The organism is Paraglaciecola sp., assembly GCF_039942875.1.
GTDB lineage: Bacteria > Pseudomonadota > Gammaproteobacteria > Enterobacterales > Alteromonadaceae > Paraglaciecola.
Genome location: NZ_JBDVBQ010000046.1, coordinates 19,958 through 43,239 on the forward strand (window position 1 = coordinate 19,958; position 23,282 = coordinate 43,239).

General features: G+C 40.1%; 17 protein-coding genes. 2 read left to right on the forward strand and 15 right to left on the reverse strand.

What is annotated here, in order from left to right; all coding sequences use genetic code 11:
- The first annotated feature begins 15 nt into the window (after positions 1–15).
- The gene (gene wecB / locus ABJE44_RS15685; RefSeq protein ID WP_348110983.1) at positions 16–1,143 is read left to right on the forward strand and encodes a UDP-N-acetylglucosamine 2-epimerase (non-hydrolyzing); all 1,128 of its coding nucleotides are present in this window, start codon (positions 16–18) and stop codon (positions 1,141–1,143) included.
- 15 nt (positions 1,144–1,158) lie between these two features.
- Here wecB and ABJE44_RS15690 read toward each other — a convergent pair whose 3' ends face one another.
- The 4 genes from ABJE44_RS15690 to pmbA form a co-directional block, all read right to left on the reverse strand.
- Positions 1,159–1,998: a DUF4434 domain-containing protein gene (locus tag ABJE44_RS15690; RefSeq protein WP_348110984.1), complete on the reverse strand. Its 840-nt coding sequence runs from the start codon at positions 1,996–1,998 to the stop codon at positions 1,159–1,161.
- 52 nt (positions 1,999–2,050) lie between these two features.
- On the reverse strand, positions 2,051–5,083 hold the full coding sequence (locus tag ABJE44_RS15695) for a tetratricopeptide repeat protein (protein ID WP_348110985.1): 3,033 nt from the start codon (positions 5,081–5,083) through the stop codon (positions 2,051–2,053).
- The gene (locus ABJE44_RS15700; RefSeq protein ID WP_348110986.1) at positions 5,080–7,293 is read right to left on the reverse strand and encodes a glycosyl transferase family protein; all 2,214 of its coding nucleotides are present in this window, start codon (positions 7,291–7,293) and stop codon (positions 5,080–5,082) included. Before ABJE44_RS15700 ends, ABJE44_RS15695 begins: the two co-directional genes overlap by 4 nt.
- A 399-nt stretch (positions 7,294–7,692) precedes the next feature.
- Positions 7,693–9,018 (reverse strand): metalloprotease PmbA, encoded by a 1,326-nt coding sequence (pmbA, locus tag ABJE44_RS15705; RefSeq protein ID WP_348110987.1) that lies wholly within the window; start codon positions 9,016–9,018, stop codon positions 7,693–7,695.
- Positions 9,019–9,162: 144 nt separating this feature from the next.
- On the opposite strand from pmbA, the gene yjgA reads away from it, so the two are divergent.
- Positions 9,163–9,702, forward strand: a complete 540-nt coding sequence (gene yjgA, locus ABJE44_RS15710) for a ribosome biogenesis factor YjgA (protein WP_348110988.1) — start codon at positions 9,163–9,165, stop codon at positions 9,700–9,702.
- 118 nt (positions 9,703–9,820) lie between these two features.
- Here the strand turns inward: yjgA and ABJE44_RS15715 are convergent, their stop codons facing one another.
- From ABJE44_RS15715 to ABJE44_RS15765, 11 genes are all read right to left on the reverse strand, one after another.
- Positions 9,821–10,537, reverse strand: a complete 717-nt coding sequence (locus ABJE44_RS15715) for an HAD family acid phosphatase (RefSeq protein WP_348110989.1) — start codon at positions 10,535–10,537, stop codon at positions 9,821–9,823.
- Between the two features lie 188 nt (positions 10,538–10,725).
- On the reverse strand, positions 10,726–12,168 hold the full coding sequence (gene tldD, locus ABJE44_RS15720) for a metalloprotease TldD (RefSeq protein ID WP_348110990.1): 1,443 nt from the start codon (positions 12,166–12,168) through the stop codon (positions 10,726–10,728).
- The gene (locus tag ABJE44_RS15725; RefSeq protein ID WP_348110991.1) at positions 12,161–12,988 is read right to left on the reverse strand and encodes a carbon-nitrogen hydrolase family protein; all 828 of its coding nucleotides are present in this window, start codon (positions 12,986–12,988) and stop codon (positions 12,161–12,163) included. The genes tldD and ABJE44_RS15725 overlap by 8 nt, the downstream gene beginning before the upstream one ends.
- Positions 12,981–16,862 (reverse strand): YhdP family protein, encoded by a 3,882-nt coding sequence (locus tag ABJE44_RS15730; RefSeq protein WP_348110992.1) that lies wholly within the window; start codon positions 16,860–16,862, stop codon positions 12,981–12,983. Before ABJE44_RS15730 ends, ABJE44_RS15725 begins: the two co-directional genes overlap by 8 nt.
- A 33-nt stretch (positions 16,863–16,895) precedes the next feature.
- Positions 16,896–18,359, reverse strand: coding sequence for a ribonuclease G (gene rng / locus ABJE44_RS15735; protein ID WP_348110993.1), 1,464 nt, complete (start codon positions 18,357–18,359; stop codon positions 16,896–16,898).
- A complete protein-coding gene (locus ABJE44_RS15740; protein ID WP_348110994.1) occupies positions 18,349–18,933 on the reverse strand; it encodes a Maf family protein in 585 nt (194 codons plus the stop codon). The genes rng and ABJE44_RS15740 overlap by 11 nt, the downstream gene beginning before the upstream one ends.
- Before the next feature lie 2 nt (positions 18,934–18,935).
- A complete protein-coding gene (mreD, locus tag ABJE44_RS15745; RefSeq protein ID WP_348110995.1) occupies positions 18,936–19,412 on the reverse strand; it encodes a rod shape-determining protein MreD in 477 nt (158 codons plus the stop codon).
- Complete coding sequence (gene mreC, locus ABJE44_RS15750; RefSeq protein ID WP_348110996.1) at positions 19,409–20,263, reverse strand: rod shape-determining protein MreC; 855 nt, start codon at positions 20,261–20,263, stop codon at positions 19,409–19,411. The genes mreD and mreC overlap by 4 nt, the downstream gene beginning before the upstream one ends.
- A gap of 110 nt (positions 20,264–20,373) precedes the next feature.
- Positions 20,374–21,420, reverse strand: coding sequence for a rod shape-determining protein (locus ABJE44_RS15755; protein ID WP_133469822.1), 1,047 nt, complete (start codon positions 21,418–21,420; stop codon positions 20,374–20,376).
- A gap of 253 nt (positions 21,421–21,673) precedes the next feature.
- Entirely contained in the window at positions 21,674–22,210 is a 537-nt protein-coding gene (locus ABJE44_RS15760) for a prepilin-type N-terminal cleavage/methylation domain-containing protein (protein WP_348110997.1), read from the reverse strand.
- Positions 22,211–22,481: 271 nt separating this feature from the next.
- A complete protein-coding gene (locus tag ABJE44_RS15765; RefSeq protein WP_348110998.1) occupies positions 22,482–23,012 on the reverse strand; it encodes a hypothetical protein in 531 nt (176 codons plus the stop codon).
- Between the last annotated feature and the right edge of the window lie 270 nt (positions 23,013–23,282).

A 23,282-nucleotide genomic window follows, 5' to 3' on the forward strand; every position in this document is an offset into this window, starting at 1 on the left:
AGGGCTTTCTAAAAAATGAAATTTAAGAAGATATTATTGGTATTTGGTACCCGTCCCGAAGCCATAAAAATGGCTCCATTAGTACTAGAGCTGAAGAAACATTCAAAGTTGGATATTAAAGTATGTGTCACAGCACAGCATAGAGAAATGCTTGATCAGGTGCTTGATTTATTCGCAATTAAACCTGATTACGATCTTAATCTTATGCAGCCTGAACAGGATTTGTTCGATATAACCATCGGGGCACTGCACGGATTAAAAACCGTCTATGCTGAGGCTAAACCAGATTTAGTGCTAGTTCATGGTGATACAAGCACTACCTTTTCTGCTTCTCTGGCCGCATTCTATCAAAAAATTGCAGTTGGCCATGTTGAAGCTGGATTGCGAACGGGTGATATAAACAGTCCATGGCCTGAGGAAATAAATCGCAAATTGACAGGCGCTTTGACTCAGCTGCACTTTACCCCTACAAAGCAGTCAAAATTAAATTTATTAAAAGAAAACATCAGTGAAGATACTATTTTCGTAACAGGTAATACTGTTATTGATGCCTTGTTACAAGTTGTCAATCTTATAAAAACCGATACTAAGCTTAATGAAAGTTTAACGAAGCAGTTCGATTTTTTGAACCCAACTAAAAAGCTGATTCTTGTAACTGGGCACCGAAGAGAGAGTTTTGGTCAAGGATTTGAAAATATCTGCCAAGCCATAAAACAACTAGCGAATCGAAATGATGTGCAAATTGTTTATCCGCTGCACTTAAACCCAAATGTGAAAGAGCCTGTTGAGCGTATTCTTGGTAATGTGACTAACGTGTTTTTGGTTAAACCAATAGACTATTTGCCCTTTGTTTATTTGATGAACTTGTCGTATTTAATTTTAACGGACTCTGGTGGCATCCAAGAAGAAGCCCCTTCTCTAGGTAAGCCTGTGTTGGTGATGCGCAATAGCACTGAGCGCCCTGAAGCGGTTGAAGCTGATACTGTGAAGTTGGTGGGGACTCAATTAGCTTGTATAGTTGAGCAGACTGTCAACTTGTTAGATAACAAAGAAGCCTATAAAAAAATGTCAGTTGCACACAACCCCTATGGTGATGGCAGGGCCTGTAAAATAATTACCGAAGTCATTGTTTCGCAATGCTAGGCCTCTAAGCAACTTTCAGCCTAAGGGTAATGGACTATATGGCAAATATCGTAGTGAAAACGTCAGAGGTTTTTGACAGTGTTTTGAGTTCTCACTAGGGCCTGAGTTGGGATTTTTTTTAGCTGTAAATGTCTCATTATTTGCAGATGTTTGCAGAAAGTTTTCAGAAATAACACCGATATTACATCCCGCTTTTGCGATTACTTGATGGGCAATCGTGTCTTTTGTTAATCCATTACCTTTTTGCAACCATAACTTGAATCCCATGCTAGTTAATTGGTTTATATCAAAAAGAGCGGCTTTCAGTGGTGTACTCTCAGAAAGAAAATAGCTAACGGCTATATTTTCATCAATGGTCAAAATAAAGGATTGCAAAGCATAATTCAGGTCTGCCCGACCTTGGTTAGGGGGAGATGTGAGATATTCATGGGTAAGTTCCATTGGGAGATACCAGCCAGCAAAGTTGTCCTTATTAATTAAAGATAAAACCTCTAACAAGCTAACTCGTCTGCTATTTTCTAATAATACTCTTTGGAAATACTCTCTAGAATCAGGCTTATTATTACCCATTATTTGATAGTAGTCGTCAGGTAGGTATAGCCCTAACCAAATACGAAAATGCTTATTTTCAGCTATGGTCAGTACTTCTTTTAAAAAATTACCTTTGGTCACAAAGTTAGTGGGGCCGTATTGGGTCCACTGGATCACAATTTCTCGGTAACCTTCTTCATAAACCTTATCTAATAATGCATTCCATTGAGGAACTGTTATGAGCGAGTCCTGGCTTAAGGGTTGATAAAATATGGTGTTAGCAAATATCTTAGGTGCATGTAAACTACAGCATGCTAACAGCACAAGCAGACCTTTGCTAAAGTAGAAAAGCAAGTTGTGGGTTGTGGGTATCATCCTAGTAAAAGTAACTACCAATTAAAAATATGCCATGATTGTCATTGGTCAGGTTTCCTGAAACTGTTAGTCGCCACTCTAGAGCTAAGCTGTATGAATGCACTCGATCGTAGTAAAATTCGGGAGTGGTATACAAGTTCCATTTTAATCCTAAACCTAATGAACTTTGATTATAGCTAGATAGATTGCCTAATGGACCTATTTGTAGTCGACGAAAATCATATTGAGCTAGTCCATAGTAGCTGATAGTTTGTTTGGATGAGGTTTTTAGCGCTTCAGTATAGCCAATATCAAATCTACCTAAGCCTAACAATTGTTCTGATTTCGGTAGATATAAGAAATCGAAATAAAACAGTCTTTGCCACCAAGCATCCTCAAAGCGCCAGCCATTGCGCCAATCTCCTTGATCGAACAAGCCACCATTTACTCGAACTATGGCTTCCCAGTCACCAGAGACAAAGCGTTGCGCTCCTAGACTTGTTTTTATATTGTACTCATCAAATATTTTGTAACTCACTCCGAGTTCTTGGCTCCAATCACTCAAGGGGTGAGAATTACTTCCGTTGGCTGAAAGTTGAGCGTATACAGACCATTTTTTATTAGTGGTGTTGAAAAAGTATTCAGCTCGGCTGCTAATATTGTTAGTCGGAAGTGAAGCTATCCCTAAGTTACTATTTTCGTAAAACACGTCTCCTAATATGGCTCCACTGCCCTGGGAAAAACTTGCGCTGAAATGCCAATTTTGGGATAAGTCTCGATAATATTGATGCAGATTCCAGTTTAGCTCTGCTGTTTTAGGCTCACTACCTTGGGTGTGAGTTTCTATTCCTTTTTTTACATAATGGATGGCGGCATCTTGTTGGTTATTTTTAGCTGCGATATAGCCTAATTGTTGCCATATTAGGGTGTCTATTTCAGCTTCTCTCTCAGTCAGATTTTGGAGGATTTCATAGGCTTGTTGAGGTTGTGAATCAATTAAGCTATACGCTAAAGATAGTTGATAGGTTTCTTGTTCTGGAGCGAGTTGAGTGGCATTTTGCCATGCTCGTATTTCTTTGTTTTTTTGCCCTGTACCCTGATAAATGATGGCTTGCCTAGCCCATTGCTGTGCATTGAACTGATTTCTTTGGTTAATAAGCTGAGTCGATAGAGCTTGGGCTTTTGTGTATTTCTGTTGTTGAATTGCTAGCTCAATACCAAAATCTAACCAAGTCTCAGTATCATTCTCTGCTAAGAGCCAGAATTCCTCCGCTTTTTGGTAGTTTTGCTGTTGATAATACAATTGCGCTAAATACAGAAAGTCTGCCTGATTCCAGTTCGGGTCTCCTAGTTTATTTAGGCTATCAATGGCTGCTGAATGCTGGCCTAAGTTACCTTGTGCATAGGCTATGGCACGTAATGTTTCATCACTGGGCGATTGTTCATATGATTTTTGCCAATATTGCAGCGCTAGCACGGGGTCTTCGTTAGCACTACACAATGCTCTGGTCGTCCAGCTGAGGGCAGTCTTTATATTAGCTCGGGTCAAGATCTCAATTGCGTCACTACACGCTTGATTCAGTCTCAACATTTCTGCGACTAGATCTTGAGAAAAACTAACTTTGGCTAAGCTTTCTATGGCCACCGAGGAGAGTTTATTTGGTTGGAGCTGGTAGAGCTGACTTATACGTTCAACTAAATTCTGGGGCATGGTTTGGGGGGCTGCAATAAGTCGTTTTTCTAGCAGCGATAATGCTTCTGTATTTTTATTTTGCTTGAGCAAAAGAAAGCTACCAGTATCTAAATATTGGTCATCCTTGGTATCACGATATAGCCTTATGAATTGTTCTGTTGCTAAATCTAGTTGTCCTAATTTTTCATAACTAAAAGCCAGAGTTTCAATGTAGCTATCTGCCAATTTTGCTTGGTTTATTTGATTGACTGCTAATTGATATTCTTGCTGTGAAACGTATCTTGAAATGAGTATTTTAGATATGGACGTAGAGTACTTGGCCCCGCTGGTAATGAGATCTTGTAACTGTTGATTACTTAACAGTGTTGCTGCATAGGTTAACCATAATTCCTGTTCCATGGTGTTTTCACAGCGGATCAAATCTTGTTCTGCTCTACTTGTCCAATTAAAAGACAGGGCAAGGTCAATATGTTTTTGGCAGCTTTTATGAAGTTGAGACATGACAGCAAAGGTGGCGTCTCTGTCTTTTGACTGTATGGCATGTTCAAATTTTTGTTCTAATAAGCTGGAATTCAGCTGATGATATTTTTCTATCCATGCAAAGGCACTATTTGTTTCAGGTATATTTCCATTAGCGATGTTAGCCTGTAAATATTGATAGTAAATATCAAAGCTAAGCTGCGATTGTGGATCTTCTTGTGCAAAATCAAGTGCCTTGTGGATTTTACCTATCTTGAATAGTGTAAATGCATAAAGGCGTTTAGCATCAGCAGTGCGTTTTTCCAGTGGAATTTGCAAAAAGTATTTCTCAATTTCATCAAATTCCCCTAGCTTGTTCGCCAAACTCATCTGTACCTCTATTAACTCTGGAGGTAGATTGTCAATCTCACTTAACCATTCATATGTTAAAGCGTCTTGCTCTTTTGCTATAAGTCTAGATGCAACAACTTGATAATGAAACTGACGTTGTTGTGCTGGCGTTTCTTCAATTAATTGTTTCAGTTCTGCCGTTAATTGTAAGTTATTGTCAATAATTTGAGCTTCAATTAGGCGACTTAGTAAGGTACCTCTTGAGTCTTTTGGTATTGCAGAATAGACAGCAAACGCTTCATTAGTCTGACCATTGGCCAGTAACAATTCAAACAGTAATACTTGATAGGGTTGATGCTCAGGTGCAAATTCAATGGCAGATTTTAATTCTAAAATGGCAGAAGAGTATTGACCTTCAGCTTGCAAACGATAAGTTTTCTCTAAGTAAGGGTAAGATACAAACTGCTGATAATCGTTCAGTTTTGCAAAAGTGGTAGGGACAAACAAAAGTAATGTAATGATCTTAAGAGATTGACTCACTCCATAACTCATTCTCTCTCTCCTTTTAGGTTTTCATAGTGGGAGATAATAGAGTCAATGTTTTGCTGCCTTGATTTTTGTAGCTCGATAATATTCTTTACAACTTGCTCACTGATTACTTGCTGGTTAACTAAATAATCACCTAATCGCAGGTGACTAGAATAATCAAACCCCAAAATAATTTGATTAAATACCGCAGGCTCTATAAAACCTGCTTGCTGCAGAGCATCGCCAAACATAATTTGAGAGTTGTAGTACTGGTCTAATATGACTTGCTGCATATCACTGGCTAGGGTGCCAGCTGCAACTTTTTGTTTGATTTTTGCTGTTGGGTTACTTTCTGCATCACCTAAGTAGTGGTATCTAATGCCAACGGTACACGCGCCAAGTTGACACAACTGATATTCTACCTTTTTGTCTAATTGCCGTTCAATTGAAGCCAGTGCTACGGGCGACAACCTGTTTTCTCCTGTTATTATAAGTCGGCCATTGTCTTCCCTTAGGGGAATGAAGCGATACTTGAGTACTATCTCTTTGGGGACTAATTTGATGATATCGGATGAAATTTCGAAAGGCGTTATTCGCTGATACTTTTTGCTGGCTTGTTCAGCTAATGCTTCACCTAAGGTGTCCATATCAATAATGTGTAAACGGATCAGAGACTGGCCCAATTTTTCATCTGGTAAACGTTTTTCTAGCGCCATAGTAATTTGTTGTTCAGTTACCTGATGCTTTGATTTGAGAATGCTTCCCAATGACTGTGTATAGACTCGCTCGCTGACAGTCGGATATTCGTGATCGGTATTATCCCAAGCAACTCTGCTAGGGTTTCCACCTTGCGCTATCACCTGTTTGATTGCTCGGCAGTTTGCTAAGAAGTTTATTAAATTGCCCCAAACTAACCTAAAAGGGCTCACTAAGGCCTCGAGCATACCGTAGTATCGTCTAACAAAAATGATCCTCTGTATTATACGGTTTACAAAAAAGCAGAAGTTTATTTGTATTAATAGAACCGTCAATTCATCATTCATGAAGATAGACATGAATCGATATCCATCTTGAGTCATGTGCTCAAAAAGCCAGATGACTATTGCTTGCAGCGAAATTAAGGTGGCTAAAAAACTAAGAAAATGTGCGATAACCCCTTTACGATCTCGCCACAAAAAGTAATTGAGTTTCCAATCCTTTGACCACCTATGGACTAGGGTACCTTGAAAAACAATGCCGACTATCCAGCGGCTTTTCTGCCTCACTGAGGTGCTTAGCGTTTTAGGAAAATATTCTCTTACGCACACGACATTTCCGTCTCGCTTGTTTCTGCTTATGGACTTTTCAGCATAGCGAGCATATTTTTTATCGGTGACTGAAAAACGCACAAATATTTCTTCCATGCCCCAAGCTTTCATTCTGAAACTAATATCGTAATCTTCGGTTAAAGATTGAATATCGAATGGTAAGCCATCCCCTTCTTCAGTTAATTTGATAATCGCGCGGCGGCTAAAGCAGGTGCCGACTCCGGCGCTAGGTACTTGGCCGACAAAAGATTCACGTACAATAATATCTTTGCCGTGCATTTCTGAAAACTCATCTAAATAATGACCAGCGGTGAAGTGAAGGGGGCCTCTGGAGAAGGGATAAACTGGTAATTGAATAAGGTCTTTGTTTTCTAATAAGTGGTTAAACAGCCTCAATTCCATGGCTGATACTACATCTTCAGCGTCATGGATAATGAAGCCGTCAAACTTAACCTTAGTCTTCTCTTCAAATGTTAGGATAGAGGCTATGACATTGTTCAGGCAATCCGCTTTACTGGTAGGCCCAGGGCGAGCACAAACAACTTTGTGGACATTGGGATACTGTTTACAGACTAGGTCGACATCATCTTGAGTAGCTTGGTCGTTTGGGTAAGTACCAACAAATATTTGGTAATTTTCATAGTCTAACTCGGCTGCAGTAAATTCTGCCATCCTTGCTACTACACCGACTTCTTGCCAAGCGGGAACCATAATCGCCAAGGGCTTTTCTTTGGCTTTTAATAGAGATTTTTCATCAAATATGGGGCGCTTGCGGTATATAAAAATAGCTCGCCAAGCTTTGCGAGACCAATAATATATATCGATGATCACATCATCGACAGCGGAGATTAACATTAATACCATCAAGACAACGGCTATATAACGCAGCGCGAACAGGTAGTTCGCAACTATATCTACCCAACTCATTTAGAATTCAACGGCCTAATGCCTATTTTATATAGCCAAAAATGTACAGTCCATGAACTTTAGGCAAACTAAATCTACAGTGACTACATGTCAGCTATGTCTTATTACTATACTATTCATTGAAGCTAACAGGTTCAGTAATCTATTTTTCTAAGATGCTAGATAGTTAACTAACACTAAGCATAACTGCAACCAAATACAGAGTTTTACATATATTTAGGCAGTGGATCAGCTTGAATCTAGCAAAGGTCAATGAAATCAATACAGGCGTGTACTGAGCAGACTAACTGAGCAAAATGATAGCTAATGAATTATTCTCTTTAATTTAAAAATTATGTCAAACTATTTAAGAATTCAAAAGCTATCTCTTTAATTTTATTGCGGTTTTATAAAATAAAGCTATTCCCCAGCAATTTGCATTTCGTCAATAAGAACCGAACCCGTGTGGATACTTCCGCGGGTTTCTTGTACAGATCCTATTGCCACTATATTCATGAGCATGTCGGTTAGGTTACCAGCGATAGTGATTTCGTGAACTGGGTATTGAATGATGCCATTTTCAACCCAAAAGCCCGCGGCACCACGCGAATAGTCACCCGTTACAATATTAACTCCTTGTCCCATGAGTTCGGTAACAAGTAAGCCCGTGCCTAGTTTTTGTAGTAAAGCTTGGTCTGATTCACCTGTGTGCTTGATAAACCAGTTATGGATGCCGCCAGCATGTCCTGTAGTTTGCATCTTTAGTTTACGGGCAGAATAACTCGTTAATAAGTAATGATTGAGTATTCCTTCACTGATTACATTCATGTCTTGGGTTTTTACACCTTCATGATCAAATGGAGAGCTGGCTAAGCCTTTTAACAAGTGAGGCCTTTCGTTAATCTCAAACCAGTCTGGTAAAATTTGCTGTCCTAATTTGTCTAGCATAAACGAAGATTGCCTGTATAAGCTGCCGCCACTAATTGCACTGATTAGGTGACCGAATAGGCCCGAGGCAATTTCACGATCAAATAAGACCGGGACTTTGCAGGTCTTTACTTTACGAGCTCCCAAGCGATCTATTGTGAATTTAGCGGCTTCCTCACCAATTTGCTCTGGGCTCGCTAACGATGATATTTCGCGGCCAACTGTATAGCTATAATCACGCTGCATATCACCGTCTTGTTCGCCTATGACTACGCAGCTTAAGCTATAACGACTGCTGTTATAACCAACGTTAAGGCCGTGACTATTACCATAAACTTTGGTGCCCAAGTTGGCATTGTAAGATGCACCATCAGAATTGCTGATGCGCTCATCAGCTGCTAAAGCGCTAGCTTCAGCTGCTATTACTTGTTTAATGGCGTTTTCGGTATCTAGCTCTATGGGGTGAAATAAGTCTAAGTCGGGTGCGTCAAAGGCCATTAATGATTTATCAGCTAGGCCTGAACAAGGGTCGTCACTGGTGTGTTTAGCTATTTCTATGGCTTTTTCAACTGTAAGTTGTAAGGCTTTTGGTGATAAGTCTGCAGTAGAAGCGCTGCCTTTTTTTTGGCCTTGATAAACGGTAATACCTAAGCCGCCGTCGTTAGTAAATTCTACGGTTTCGACTTCTTTTAGGCGGGATGAAACGGCTATCCCTTCTACCTTTGACATGCTGGCTTCGGCTTGGGTTGCGCCTTTCTGTTTTGCTAGCTTTAATACGTCTTCTACTATGTTTTGAATTTCTGTTAATTGTTGTTGCATGAGACCTTCGTTATTTGGCTGCCGCTAATTTTCAAAACTCCGCCTCGAAACAATGGATTGGCTGAGCGTTGATTGATTTTGTGTGTAGTTTATTCTTGCATAGGGGGTTACAATCCCTCCTAGTGTATCACTAAAGATAAAGTCATGGTTGCCCCGAGAAAAAACAAAGATGTCGAAAATGAATTCGACCTTGTAGATGAAACTGAACAACTCAGTAAAACTCAAATTAAAGCCCAAATGCTAGAAAGACAAAAACTAGGTGAATCCCTTGTGCATCTTGGGCAGTCGTCTTTAGCAAAAATTCCTATGGAAGCTGAACTATTAGATGCCGTAATGCTTGCTCGTAAAATTTTGCGTAAAAAAGAAGGTTATCGTCGTCAACTGCAATTAATTGGTAAGATTATGCGTCATCAAGATATTGCTCCTATCGAGCAGGCGATGCTAAATATTAAATCAGCTCATAAAAAGTTAAATGATGCTTTTCATGAACTTGAGTTACTTCGCGACGCTATTTTGGCCGAAGGGGATAGTAAAATTGAAGAGGTGATGACAGATCACCCAATACTTGATAGACAAAAGTTGCGGCAGTATGTACGTCAAGCCAATAAACAAAAATCTGAAAGTAAGCCACCAAAGGCTTCGAGAGAGCTTTTTAAGTATTTAAAACAGGAAATTGGTGAGTAATAGCTGACTGACTTGGTTTAAAATTAGAGGCTAGTTTTTTATCCCGTATAAATATGTGTTAAATGAAAAGACTAGCCACTATTGAGTTTGAAAGAATGTTTCAATAATCACTCGAAGTTTATCGATTACCAGCTGCAGCCTCTTTTAACATCGCGCGGTTTTGATCATTCGCATCAGGCTCTGACTCACCAAAAATACTTGCCATCCAATGCCCATCTGTTGGGTTAGGAAATAAAACATATTTTTTGCCAAACATTGCGCGGTCTTCTTTCATTTTTTTCTTGCGGCCGTCGACATCATCTTTGACATAGTATTTACGACGGAAGTCATTCAGATTGTCACCAAGAAATACTGCAATGTCATAGTCTTTCATAATTTCATTTTGGCGAATCTCTTTGTTAGACGTGTCTCTTAACACAGTAAGATGAGACTCGTCTTTTAATGGAAACCCTAAATGGCGGATGTTGCCCAATGCATATTCAAAAGTTTTCTCACCCTGCTCACGGCTTGTAATATAAAAAATTTCTACCCCATTTTTGTGACAGAATTCAAGAAACGCTTTAGCCCCAGGGGAGGCAATCATTTCATTCTTGGGGATCCATTTATCCCAAATAGCATCGTCAAAAAAGTCGATATCTTTGTTTACCAAATGTCCCCAATAGGTAAGCGGCAGTGCTAAGGTATCATCAAAATCAGAAACGATAGCAAGGGGTTTATCCCCTTTCTTATGTTTCGCCAAAGCCAACTCCACATGCATTTTTGCTATATTAAAACCTTGATAATAAAGGGCTTCATATTCAGCAGACGCTTGCTTCCAAGCGAGAGAGTATAACAATGGGTTTTATTATTAGGCCGTTCAGTGGAAAAAGCAGGCGTGCCAACCAATACACTACAAAAAGCGAACGATCTTAATATGTGATGAAACAAGCTAGCCATGAAATATGTATTCCTAATAGATAAATTCAATTTTAAAGGAAATAAGTAAACCTCTAAATAGTGGTTTTAGAGCTGTTCATATAAAACCTAAGCCGTTCCGCCTACGGTTAATTCATCAACTTTTAAGGTGGGCTGGCCAACGCCAACAGGAACGCTTTGGCCATCCTTTCCGCATACACCTACACCTTTATCTAGTGCTAGATCATTTCCTATCATAGATATTTTCTGCATAGCTTCTGGGCCATTACCGATAAGTGTTGCACCTTTTATAGGTGTACTGATTTTGCCGTTTTCGATTAAGTAAGCTTCTGAAGTAGAGAATACAAATTTACCTGATGTGATATCTACTTGTCCGCCGCCAAAGTTGGGGGCGTATATACCTTTGTCGATAGAGGCAATAATTTCTTCGGGGCTATGTTCGCCGCCTAACATATAAGTGTTCGTCATTCGGGGCATAGGCAAGTGCGCATAAGACTCACGTCTGCCATTTCCTGTAGGAGCAACACCCATTAAGCGCGCATTTTGTTTATCCTGCATGTAGCCTTTCAGTATGCCATCTTCAATTAGTACATTGTATTGAGTAGGCGTGCCTTCATCATCAACACTGAGTGAGCCACGTCTGTTTTCAAGGGTGCCGTCGTCAACTACGGTACAACCTTTAGCTGCGACTTGCTCGCCAATACGGCCACTAAAAGTTGATGCGCCTTTACGGTTAAAATCACCCTCTAAACCATGACCCACTGCTTCGTGTAATAACACACCAGGCCAACCAGAGCCTAATACCACAGGCATTTGGCCTGCAGGGGCAGCTATGGCTTGCATGTTGACTTTAGCCATATGAATGGCTTCATCTGCTATTTGCTGATATCTAGGTTTACCGTCTTGATCTGCTGCAAAATAATCGTAAGCGTAACGCCCGCCAGCGCCTGAGCTTCCCCGTTCTCTACGGCCGTCTTTTTCCATTAAAACAGAGCAGTTCAAGCGGATTAATGGACGTATATCGGTACAAAAAGTGCCATCTGTAGCAGCGATTAATATTTCTTCGTAAACACCGCTAATGCTAATGATTACTTGTGTTAATGATGACTCTTGCTGGCGTATATAACTATCAACTGAGCGAAGCAGGGCGATCTTCTCTTGATCTTGCATGCCAAGTAATGGATTTTCTGAATGATAACGCTGAGTTTGTGAGCTAGGGGTAAGTGATTTTACTGTATGCTTGCCACCAGAGGCTGAGATACTGCGAGCCGCTTTTGAGGCTTTTAACAATGCACTGGGAGATATCTCATCTGAATAAGCGAAGCCTGTTTTTTCACCACTTACCGCACGAACACCAACACCGCGCTCAATGTTATAACTACCCTCTTTAATGATGCCATCTTCGAGAACCCAAGTTTCATGTTGGCTGGCTTGAAAATATAAGTCAGCAAAATCGTTGTCGTGCTTGTATATGCTATCTAGTGCTGTTTCAAGGTTGGAACGAGTTAAATCTGACGCATCCAATAAGTTTGTTTCCACTAGATTAGACAAGGTGACTCCTGAATTTGTTATGTTGGTAGACTGGCATGTTATTGCGAATTTCAGTCAATAAATTATGGTCAATTGGGCTTTGAATTAACCCTGTTTCGGTGGGGATTTCTGCGAGTTTTTCACCCCAAGGAGAGATGATACAGGAGTGGCCGTAGGTTTGTCGCTTATTCCTGTGTTCACCTGTTTGATTTGCCGCCACTAAATAGCATTGATTTTCGATAGCTCTGGCAGTTAGTAGAGCATCCCAATGTGCGCTGCCGGTTTTTTGAGTAAAAGCAGCGGGTAGGGTTAAAATATCTAACTTGTGTATTTCTGCCATGGCCTGAAACATAGCTGCAAAACGAATATCGTAACAAATAGCTAGGCCTAAGGTACCGAAAGGGGTGTCAACCACAACGAGTTTGTTACCCGCTTGGGTGTTACGAGACTCAAAGTAACTGCCTGTGTTATCGGCAACTTGTACGTCGAATAAATGAATTTTTTGGTACTCTTCAACCCGCTCTCCCTCACTGTTAATCAGTAAGCATGAAGCTGTATATTTTTCCTTTAAGTTACAAGTGATTGGCATGCTGCCTGCCACTAACCAAACATTATATTGTTTGGCTAAGTCCTTGAGTTTACTTTGAATGGGCCCTTGGCCAAGATCTTCAGCAATGTCGAGTAGCTGATGTTCTTTACCTCCGAAACACGCAAAACACTCCGGCAAAACTACTAAGCATGGTTGCTCAGCCTGTAAAATTTGTAATTGCTGTTCCACAAATTGCAAGTTTTCTTCAACCGTATCTGAAGAGGTCATTTGAATGGCTACAAGGTTACTCACTAATTGGCTCCTCTTCTGGCATATTAATATCTGTTGGGATATCCAGCTCTTGGTCTTCTGGTTGTATAGGCTCAGGTACTTGTTGAGCGGGTAGTGCGACTTCGCGACTATCGCGGCCTAACTCTGTGATGACAGGTTCGTCTATGGTACCCGTTAGTGAAAAATTAATGTTTGATATTACTTTTGCTGACGTTAACATTTGATCAATGGCCAATGCTGCAATGGCTGTAGCTGGGTTAACCATCCAAGCGACTATTACCGGCAAGCTTGACGTAATCTTTGGTGTAAATTCGATATTATAGTTTAGTTCTCTTGCCGTTAAGTCTGTGTATCCTTTCATAATGATTTCACCAGCCCCGCCATCAACTACTGTGTCTCTGGTGTCAGCTATACCATCATGAATTTGAAAACTGCCGTTAATTTCGTCGTAGAAAAAGCCTTTGGCGAATACATCTCTAAAATCTAGCTTCAATTTGCGGACTAAAGATTCAAAACTGAGAATACTAAAGATTCGAGAGCCTTTATCTGTAATTTCAGTGATGTAACCGTCACTCAAGCTCCAATCAATTTGTCCATTTAGGGTATCAAAATTAAACTCGTAGGGAGCTTTTTGCCAACTTAAATCAAAGGTAGATTGAGCTTTTGAGTCTTTCACTCCTGAGTTTACTTTGAAGCCTTTTAGTAGTGCACCAAAGTCTGAACTATTGAATTCACCTTGCAGCCTAGTGCTGCTTTTACCGTCTGTTATAAACCAATCTCCCGTTCCAGAAAACAGGCCGAGATTGTTATCGACTCGAATATTATCTATTTTCATTCCAGTTGCAGCACGGGATAATTTAAGGTCTATTTTCCCTAGATTATGCTCCATAAAGCTACAACGCAGACATGAAAAACTGATAGGGGGGATTGAGTTTTGCTGATCTTTTCGTAATACAGTGGATTGGGTATTAGGCTCTGTTGATTGCCATGAGTCCAGTGCAATAAAGTCTGCGTTAATATCTATACCTTTTTCTAACCAATTTTTGTGCAGTGCGATCTCCATTCTGGCCTGTTGCGCATTGATATCTAGTAGCCAACTTTCGTCAGTATTTTTAGCCACTACTTCAAAATCGGTCAAGCGCTGGGATGAAATAATGGCGTTGTCTGCATTAATGAAAATTCTTTTGGGTGCTTCAAGTATTGGTTTGTGCTCGCTTGTTGATTTTTCACTGAGCAGCACTTGTAGTGTATTCAACCAAGGTGCTGCATCAAATTCAGCGACGTTTGCAGATATGCTAAAGCCAAGGCCCATACCCACTAAGTCGCTTTCTCCGATAGACAGGTGAGCCCTAGAAAATTGCTTGTCTTGATGAGGCAATATGCCGTTAAACTCAATGTCGTTTCCTAGAGATAGCTTGATACTTGAAGCCTGTTGATTGCCTTCACTCGTAATCAGCAGAGGAAAAGCTTGCTCTGTTTTTTTGGCGAAAGGTTTAGGCAGAGATGACTCAATTGCCATAAGCTCGCTGCTAAACTTAGCTGTATATTGGAATCCTTGGCTTGGTATTATCAAGTCAATATTTGCCTGCCACTCACCACTGCCATTCAGATAATTGGCAAGTTGAGGATGATACTCTTGTAATATCGGTGTGACCTCACAATTACCAAGTGCTTCTATTGTCGTATGATACCCCGAAGCTTGTTGGCCGCCAGATAACGTAAGAGAAATAGGCTGATCCAATAACAGTGCGTCTACTTTTTCAATGCTAATTTTGTCATTTACAAAGGTTAGTTGCCCCTGGCTCTCAGATAAAGACAAATTCAAATTAGGAATAGTGACGTCATTACCTAATAGGGTTACTGTGCCTTTTGCGATAATATTTTTGCCTGTTAAGGGTATACTTAAATCTAAGTCTGTCGTGACAGGGCCTTCAACTATAACTTGTTGTAAGGTTTTACCTAAGGTATTGGCCAAATTACTTTGCGAGATCAGCAGGCTAGCTTCTTGGCCTGTCGCCTTTGCTTTTGCTGCTATCGTTAGCGTGGCATTTTGTGTGAATGAGGGAATAGATGCGCTTAAGTCTACTAAAGCCGCATCCATTAAATTAGCCTGCTTGCTTCTAATCGTTAGGCTCTGGTTAGTAAATAGCAGGTTAGCGGATATATTGCTTAATGCTGGCCATTGCGGGGCAAATTTAAATTGTCCATCGGTAACATCAAACTGCGCTTGGAATATCCCCTGATTGTCTGTAAAAGGAAAATCTGTCAATACGCCATGCCACAATAATTCGGCATTGCTAATCTTTCCATCTTGTATGGCATTGACTAAGTAAGCTCTGGTTTTCTTGCCCATTTTTTCTGTCGGGTAGAGTTGTGTCAGAGCCTCAACATGCACAGTGTCAATGGTGGATTTGAATGCCAAATAACCATCTCCAGTATTAAATGAAAAGTCTGGATTCAAGGTGATGAGGTCACTTTTAAATACTGCATTATCAGTATCAAACTGTATCCCTTCAGAGGATTTTTGAATGTGTAAGTCAGCATAAACTCTTTGATAGTCTATGTTTTCAGGTAATAAGTTATCGATAAAGAGTGTGCCACTTTTACTTTTTATTGTTACCTTGCCGCTGTCATTATTCCAATTAAAGTCTGCGTCTAAGCCACTCATTCCTGGTAGATAATTATTCTGCCGCCAAGATATATCGCTAATAGCGGCATGAATGGTTAAATTACCTTTAAGCGTACGCTGGATAAAAAGATTATTTAAGGTTGCTTCTGGCTGGATTTGTTCGAGTCGCAGCATATCTTGGTGTTTAAGACTTAACGCTAACATAGGTAACAGAGTGTCAAGTTTTAGGGGGGTAAGGTGTTGTATCGAAGCGGTACCTTGGGCGTCTATTTTTCCTTTCCAATTTGAAACTGATACTTGATCGTTAACTTGCAAGGTTAGATTGTCAAAATTAAACACCCAATCATCATTAATAGGGCTACCATTGATTTGACCTTGTAATACGTTGGCTTCTAACGTTTTAGATGGTTGGCTGCCCTGGGGTGTTTGCCATGCAAAACGACTATTAGATAGATCAAGTTGCACAGATTGAACAGCTTTATTTTGTATGTCAGCCCACATCACAAAACTGCCTCTACTTTCAACGAGTTCGTGTTTACTGGTTACCCATTGTTGAACCCAAGGGGAAAGGTCTACTTCTTCGCCTTCAGCAAAAAAAGTACCGTATATTTCGCTGCTTTTACCGTACAAGTCCAATACAAATGAAGCTGAATTTTTGGCTATTTCTTCAATTTGTAATTGACCTCTACCTTGGTGATGTTCATCTCTATTTAACCAAGATACTTGGTCAATTAAGACAACTTGTTGTCCTTTTATAGTATTGAGAATTATTTTACTGTCACTCACTGAAAACGATTGAAGTTGCTGTAAAAACAATTCTTCTAAAGCTTCTACTATAGGGTAATTAGATTTACCTGTTTTTAAGGTGGTTAGGTCTAAGGAGAGTTGCATATTACGCAAATCAAATTCATTTGACTTAATTTGCATAGCAAGTATAGATTGCCAAAAATCAACCTCAATGGCGGTTTCATCAATTAACAGGCTTACGGGAGATTGTTGATTTTGGGTTAACTCTATATTTCGCAATACTATTGCGGGCCCTAAACCTCTCCACTGAGCACTGATTTCAGCTATGGTAAGTTCAGCGCCTACCCTTTCAGACAACCAGTTTTCAAGGTGATGCTTTTGCTCATTCATGTAAGGCAAGGAATAACGCAACAAAGTAAGACAAACAGCAACCAATACAAGGCATAGAGCGGCTAAGCCCCAGAGCTTTTTCAATATGTATGCGACGTAAAATGACGCAGATTTTTGGTTAGTTTTCACTTTTGTTGATAGCGTTTTGGATATTCGGTTTAATTACATCATCACCACGTCAAACTTGTCTTGGCTATACAAGGATTCTGTGTGGACTTTTATTTGTTTACTTACAAATAGTTCTAATTCAGCCAGCATATGTGACTCTTCACCTAGTAAAGCTTCTGTTACATTAGGTGCGGCGTATACAACAAACATATCAGCATCATACGCACGATTGACTCTAACTATTTCTCGCATAATCTCGAAACAAACGGTTTCAATCGTTTTTACTGTGCCCCGACCTTTACAGACTGGGCACTCTCCACATAGTACATGCTCTAAGCTCTCTCGAGTACGCTTTCGAGTCATTTCGATTAGACCAAGGGAAGTAAAACCGTGAATATTAATCTTAGCCCTATCGTTAACAGTAGCAACTTCTAAGCTATGCATGACTCGTCTTTTGTGATCTTCGACTGTCATGTCGATAAAATCGATTAATATCATGCCTCCTAAGTTTCGGAGTCTTAATTGTCGTGCAATGGCCTGTGTTGCTTCAATATTAGTATTAAAAATCGTTTCTTCTAAGTTACGATGCCCCACAAATGCGCCGGTATTGATATCAATAGTCGTCATGGCTTCAGTTTGATCGATAATCAAATAACCACCAGATTTTAGGTCGACTCTTCGCTCGAGTGAGCGTTGTCCTTCATTCTCAACATCGTATAAGTCAAATATAGGGCGGTCGCCAGGATAGTATTCAAGTAATTTATTAAGTTCAGGTACATAATCCTTAGTAAACTGTTGTAACTCTTGAAAGCTTAGTTTGGAGTCTACCCTAATACGGTCAAGCTCTGTGCCTACAAAATCCCGTAAAACCCGCCTTGCCAAAGGGAGATCTTCATAGAGCATGTGTGTTTTATTTTTTAGTCGAGAGCCTATCTTTTCCCATAAGCGTCGTAAAAATTTAGCGTCTTGTATTAGTTCTTGTTCCTTCACTCCTTCAGCAGCTGTGCGTAAAATGAAGCCGCCATCTTCACTGCAAAAATCTTGGACGATTCTTTTTAGTCTTTCTCTTTCTTCTTCTTCCTCGATACGTTGTGAAATGCCTACATGCTCAACACTGGGCATAAATACTAAATATCGTGAAGGAATTGTAATGTCTGTGGTGAGTCTGGCTCCTTTAGTACCAATCTGATCTTTTACCACCTGTACAACTATATTTTGACCATCTCGGACTAGTTCGCGTATATCAGGCTTTTCAATATCATTAGGTGAAACTGCTTCTTCTACTTCGTTGTGGAAGGCGATATCTGAGGCATGTAAAAATGCGGCTTTGTCGAGGCCTATATCCACAAACGCCGCTTGCATACCAGGCAGTACCCGGCTTACCTTGCCACGATAAATGTTTCCTACTAAACCTCGTTTAGTATGTCGCTCAATATGAATCTCTTGCAGAATTCCGTTTTCTATTAATGCCACCCTTGATTCAGAGGGCGTGACGTTGATTAATAATTCAGCACTCATGGGTGATCCCTAGCTCCGCTAATAAGGTTTTAGTTTGATACAAGGGTAACCCTACTACCGCGCTATAACTACCTTGAATATGTTTCACGAATTGTCCTCCCAACCCTTGGATAGCATAACTTCCTGCCTTATCTTTAGGCTCACCCGTTTGCCAATACTGCTTAATTTGTTTTTGACTCAAAGGGCCAAAGGTCACTTGCGTCGGTACCACTATATGTTTGTGTTGTGTCGCTGTGACAATGGCTACTGCCGTCAATACTTGGTGGGTATTATCCGACAATATACTTAGCATACGCATTGAGTCGGCTTGGTCTTTTGGTTTTCCAAAAATCTCACCTTCAATGGCAATTGCTGTATCTGACCCCAACACTACATCTTTACTTTCACCTATGTGTAAAGATGCTTTGGCCTTTTCTAAGGCCATCCTTAGCACATAAAGTTCAGGTTTTTCGTCTTCAATCGGTTTTTCATCTATAGCGACAGCTCTTTGTATAAAAGGGATTTGAATCTGTTTTAGTAGTTCTGCTCGTCGTAGGGATTGTGACGCGAGTATTAATGAAGGTTGATTTAGCATAGTTACTTTAATCTTAATTGGCGGCGTATTTTACGTAATAGCCAGAATAACCAAGGCCAAATGATCATTGAGCTCGCTACGGGCCATAGGTATTCGAACAAAAAGTAAATATCGGTAAGTAAGTGTTGAAACCAAAAAACCACTAGATTATACAAAGCAGACATGATGCCAATAATCGTAGATTGCTGCCAAACTGAGTAGTTTCGCAGGCGCTGATAATTGGCAGCCAATATGTAAATACACAAGCACATAGCAAAGCTGTGGATACCCATACTTGTGCCAAGCAATATATCTAATATTAGCCCAGTGATAAATGCGACTCCGACACTGACTCTATTTGGGAGTGCTAAAGCCCAGTAACTTAACACTAACAAAACCCAATCTGGACGATATAGATCTACCACTGATGGCATGGGCGTTATTTGTAATACAAGAGCAATGAGTATACTCAGGGGAATGGCATAAGTGCGTAAACTCACGGGTTAACGTCCTGTGTAGATTGATCGCTGTCGGTTTCAGTCCATAACAGTAAAAGGTATTTAAGTCTGTCTAATTGGGCTATTGGTTTAGCTTTTACTTGTAAAAAAGGGCGACCTTCATCACTGACAATAGAGGTGATTTCGGCTACGGGGTAGCCCTCTGGGAAAACGTTACCTAAGCCTGAAGATAATAATAAGTCACCTTCATTTAGGTCAGTACTGTGGGGCACATGCTGAATAATTAACTCATTTAAGCTACCTGTTCCAGATACAATCAGGCGCACATTATTTCTTGCAACTCTTACGGGGAGAGCGTGAGTGACGTCGGTAATGAGTAGTACTCGGCTATTGGTAGACCCAACCTGCATAATTTGCCCAACTATACCTTTATCATCGAGGACAGGTTGGCTTTCATACACGTCATTTAATGTGCCTTTGTTTATAATTATTTGTAGGCTATAGGGGTTATTATCAACTGCCATTAGCTCTGCAACTTCTCGGTGGATATTATTTTTTACAGGAGAATTTAATAAGCTTCGAAGTCGGTCATTTTCAGCTTCCAAGAATCTAAATTTTTGTAATTGTTCACTCATTAACAGTGCTTCGCGAGTTAACTGGGCATTCTCTTTGAATAATTGCTCATGGGAGACTAAACGACTCGCACTGACACTTAATAATTCGCCTGGAAGGTTAGCTAAATATTGTAATGGACTGACAAAAGAGTTGAGATAAACGCGAGTGGTCGCAAACCCATTTAATTTATGATCAAACAAGATAAGAAAAACGGAAAACAACAAACCTAATACTAGCCGATTAGGTAGTGAAGGTCCTTTGGAAAACATCAAGTTCATTTATGGGCCTTGATTAAGTACTTGTAAACTATCGCAGGTGATCACTGACTATAATGTAAAGTGATATTAGGTGGTATTACACCACCTAATTGTTTAAGACATGTTTAAAGCTACTCTTCGTAACTAAAGAGGTCGCCTCCGTGGATATCTATCATTTCGAAAGCTTTACCGCCGCCTCTGGCGACACAGGTTAAAGGATCATCAGCTATAACTACTGGTATGCCTGTCTCTTCCATTAATAAGCGATCTAAATCTTTTAATAAGGCCCCACCACCGGTTAGTACCATGCCTCGCTCTGAAATATCTGAGGCTAATTCTGGTGGAGACTGTTCTAAAGCAACCATTACAGCAGATACAATCCCTGTTAATGGTTCTTGTAAAGCTTCTAGAATTTCGTTGCTATTAAGGGTAAAACTGCGGGGTACCCCTTCTGCTAAATTACGACCTCGGACTTCAATTTCTTTCACTTCTTCGCCTGGGTATGCAGCGCCAATTTCATGTTTAATTCGCTCGGCAGTTGCTTCACCAATCAAAGAACCAAAGTTACGACGTATGTAGGAAATAATGGCTTCGTCAAACTTATCACCACCGATTCGGACTGATGAAGAATACACGATCCCATTCAAGGAAATAATCGCGACTTCGGTAGTACCACCACCGATATCAACTACCATAGAGCCAGTGGCTTCAGAAACTGGTAATCCTGAACCAATTGCCGCGGCCATAGGTTCGTCGATTAGATAGACTTCACGAGCTCCAGCACCCAGGGCTGATTCTCTAATAGCTCTACGTTCAACCTGAGTTGAACCACAAGGCACACATACTAGAACTCTAGGACTAGGACGCAAAAAGTTATTATCGTGGACTTGTTTTATAAAATGCTGAAGCATTTTTTCGGTTACATAAAAGTCAGCAATTACACCGTCTTTCATTGGCCTTATGGCTTTAATGTTACCTGGCGTTCGGCCTAACATTTGTTTTGCTTCAACACCTACGGCTGCAACACTTTTAGGACCGCCAGTACGCTCTTGACGAATGGCAACAACAGAAGGCTCATTTAGAACTATACCCTGATCTTTAATATAGATGAGGGTATTTGCTGTACCGAGGTCGATTGATAAATCGTTGGAAAACATTCCCCGAAGCTTTTTAAACATGAAAAAACCGCACTTTTATTGATAAGTTAAATATTGCGCTAACTGTACCAATGCACTGTGGTTTGGGCAAGTAGAGTAGATCAACCTCGCAATAAAAAAGAGGGTTTAGGGGGGAATTTTGATAAATGACTACAAAATGAACAATATTCAGGGGGGAAGGGGCGGTACATACTAAAATTTGTAAGTAATTCAAAGTGTTTCTAAGTTTAGTCTTGAAGTGTGGCTCGCAATACCAATTGGCATTAATGCATATTTAACAACTACCAGTAACGACTGTAACTATTGGCGGTGTGTATTCATTCGCAGCTTCTGTGTATAAAGCATGGCAACTAAGGCCTGACTCACCTGTTTCTGTAAAATCTACATGAGCATTGCCCGTAGGGAAAAAGGCGATAGTACCGCTGGCTGGCGTCTCTTTTTGGGGATTTGATAAAGTTCCAGCTATGAGAGTCAATTGAGTTGAGTGAATATTTCCCCAAGACTGAACTGAGGTAAATGTAGCGGCTTCGGCATCAGGGTAGCCAAAATTTGTTTCGACAGGGTTTTTACCTAATGTTATTTGAGAGGAGGTGTTGAAAGTTGATGGATTCTTTTGTTTTCCTGCGACTACTGACTTAGCATAAACCAGTTGAGAACCGACTTTCAGTGCAGCTTGCACGCCTTTTAGGGTTGCTGCATGTGCATTACTCTTTGTATCAATCAATTTAGGTGTAGCTGATACCGCAGCAACCCCTAAAATAGTCATCACTATAATGAATTCAATAAATGTAAAGCCATCTTGTTGTTTCATTTTTATCTCAAAGGTAAGGTTTAGATTATAACTACTCTTAGGTTGGTTGTTATTTTAACCTCAGGCAGGTTTGTAACAAGTTAGTTTATCTATACCTCTGTATATTCAAGTCCAATTAGCGGCACCTATTTGTTGGGTGAAATTTGAATTGCTCTTACACGGTATTTTTTAATTTTAGCTCTAGCTTATACAGCTGTGTTAGTCGCCTAATAGTTATATCTGGCAAAAACAGAGAAAAGTTCCCAGTGATGTCCAGTGACTTTAAAGAGCCTTAAGACTTAACTTGCGATACTAGCCCTGAGTGCGGTTTGTATTCAAAATAAGGACCGGTTGAAAGCCTAAACCTACAGGTCGAATCTAACGGGTTATTTGTTAGTTTCAATCCATCATAATATTCTGCAATTACCTTAAAACCTTCAATTGTCATAGGAGCATTGAGTACCATATCCCAAATTTTTGCACAGCCTTTTGAGGTTGAGGCCGCTTTAGGCCAACCATCGTGAGTCATAAATATTGGTTTTCGAGACGTTTCGGTTACCGTTTCCTTTTCACCTATTTGACTCGTGTAAGACACTAACATTAATATTTCAGGCTTGCCTTCACCTTGCCACTGCCAATGAGCATTTTGGATATTTGTAGCAAATTGCTCAGCTAAGTTTTCTAAGGCGATACGTTTTATGTTTGTTGAGCCCGAATACAAATAAACTATAATGCCCAGCATTAAGCTACTAAAAACGACTATTGCGGAAATGTTTACAAACACACTTTGAGTATTTTTTTCAGGCTCTTGACCTTTTTTCATAATTTCGCTCGGGAATTAATGTAGCTCTATTTATTATATCTTAAACAGAGGTAAATATACCCCAAGTTGAGGACAACACCAAAAAGGGTTACCGGGTAACTCGAGCATTAGAAGAGCACTTTATGCCAATCGGTTTGAGGGTTTGTGTATTTCTCAAAAAATTACAACAGTAGGCATCCCAATCTGCACTTACGCTATTTTACGAGAATGAGAAAATTTAATAGGTACATTTGAAAAGCTGTTTGATAATAATTTTATTCTTTGGAAGGG

Excerpts from the sequence above, each read along its gene's own strand:
- wecB (WP_348110983.1), top strand. The coding sequence starts at position 16 with ATGAAATTTAAGAAGATATTATTGGTATTTGGTACCCGTCCCGAAGCC.
- ABJE44_RS15695 (WP_348110985.1), bottom strand. The coding sequence starts at position 5,083 with ATGAGTTATGGAGTGAGTCAATCTCTTAAGATCATTACATTACTTTTG.
- ABJE44_RS15700 (WP_348110986.1), bottom strand. The coding sequence starts at position 7,293 with ATGAGTTGGGTAGATATAGTTGCGAACTACCTGTTCGCGCTGCGTTAT.
- pmbA (WP_348110987.1), bottom strand. The coding sequence starts at position 9,018 with ATGCAACAACAATTAACAGAAATTCAAAACATAGTAGAAGACGTATTA.
- yjgA (WP_348110988.1), top strand. The coding sequence starts at position 9,163 with ATGGTTGCCCCGAGAAAAAACAAAGATGTCGAAAATGAATTCGACCTT.
- rng (WP_348110993.1), bottom strand. The coding sequence starts at position 18,359 with ATGAGTGCTGAATTATTAATCAACGTCACGCCCTCTGAATCAAGGGTG.
- ABJE44_RS15740 (WP_348110994.1), bottom strand. The coding sequence starts at position 18,933 with ATGCTAAATCAACCTTCATTAATACTCGCGTCACAATCCCTACGACGA.
- mreC (WP_348110996.1), bottom strand. The coding sequence starts at position 20,263 with ATGAACTTGATGTTTTCCAAAGGACCTTCACTACCTAATCGGCTAGTA.
- ABJE44_RS15755 (WP_133469822.1), bottom strand. The coding sequence starts at position 21,420 with ATGTTTAAAAAGCTTCGGGGAATGTTTTCCAACGATTTATCAATCGAC.
- ABJE44_RS15760 (WP_348110997.1), bottom strand. The coding sequence starts at position 22,210 with ATGAAACAACAAGATGGCTTTACATTTATTGAATTCATTATAGTGATG.
- ABJE44_RS15765 (WP_348110998.1), bottom strand. The coding sequence starts at position 23,012 with ATGAAAAAAGGTCAAGAGCCTGAAAAAAATACTCAAAGTGTGTTTGTA.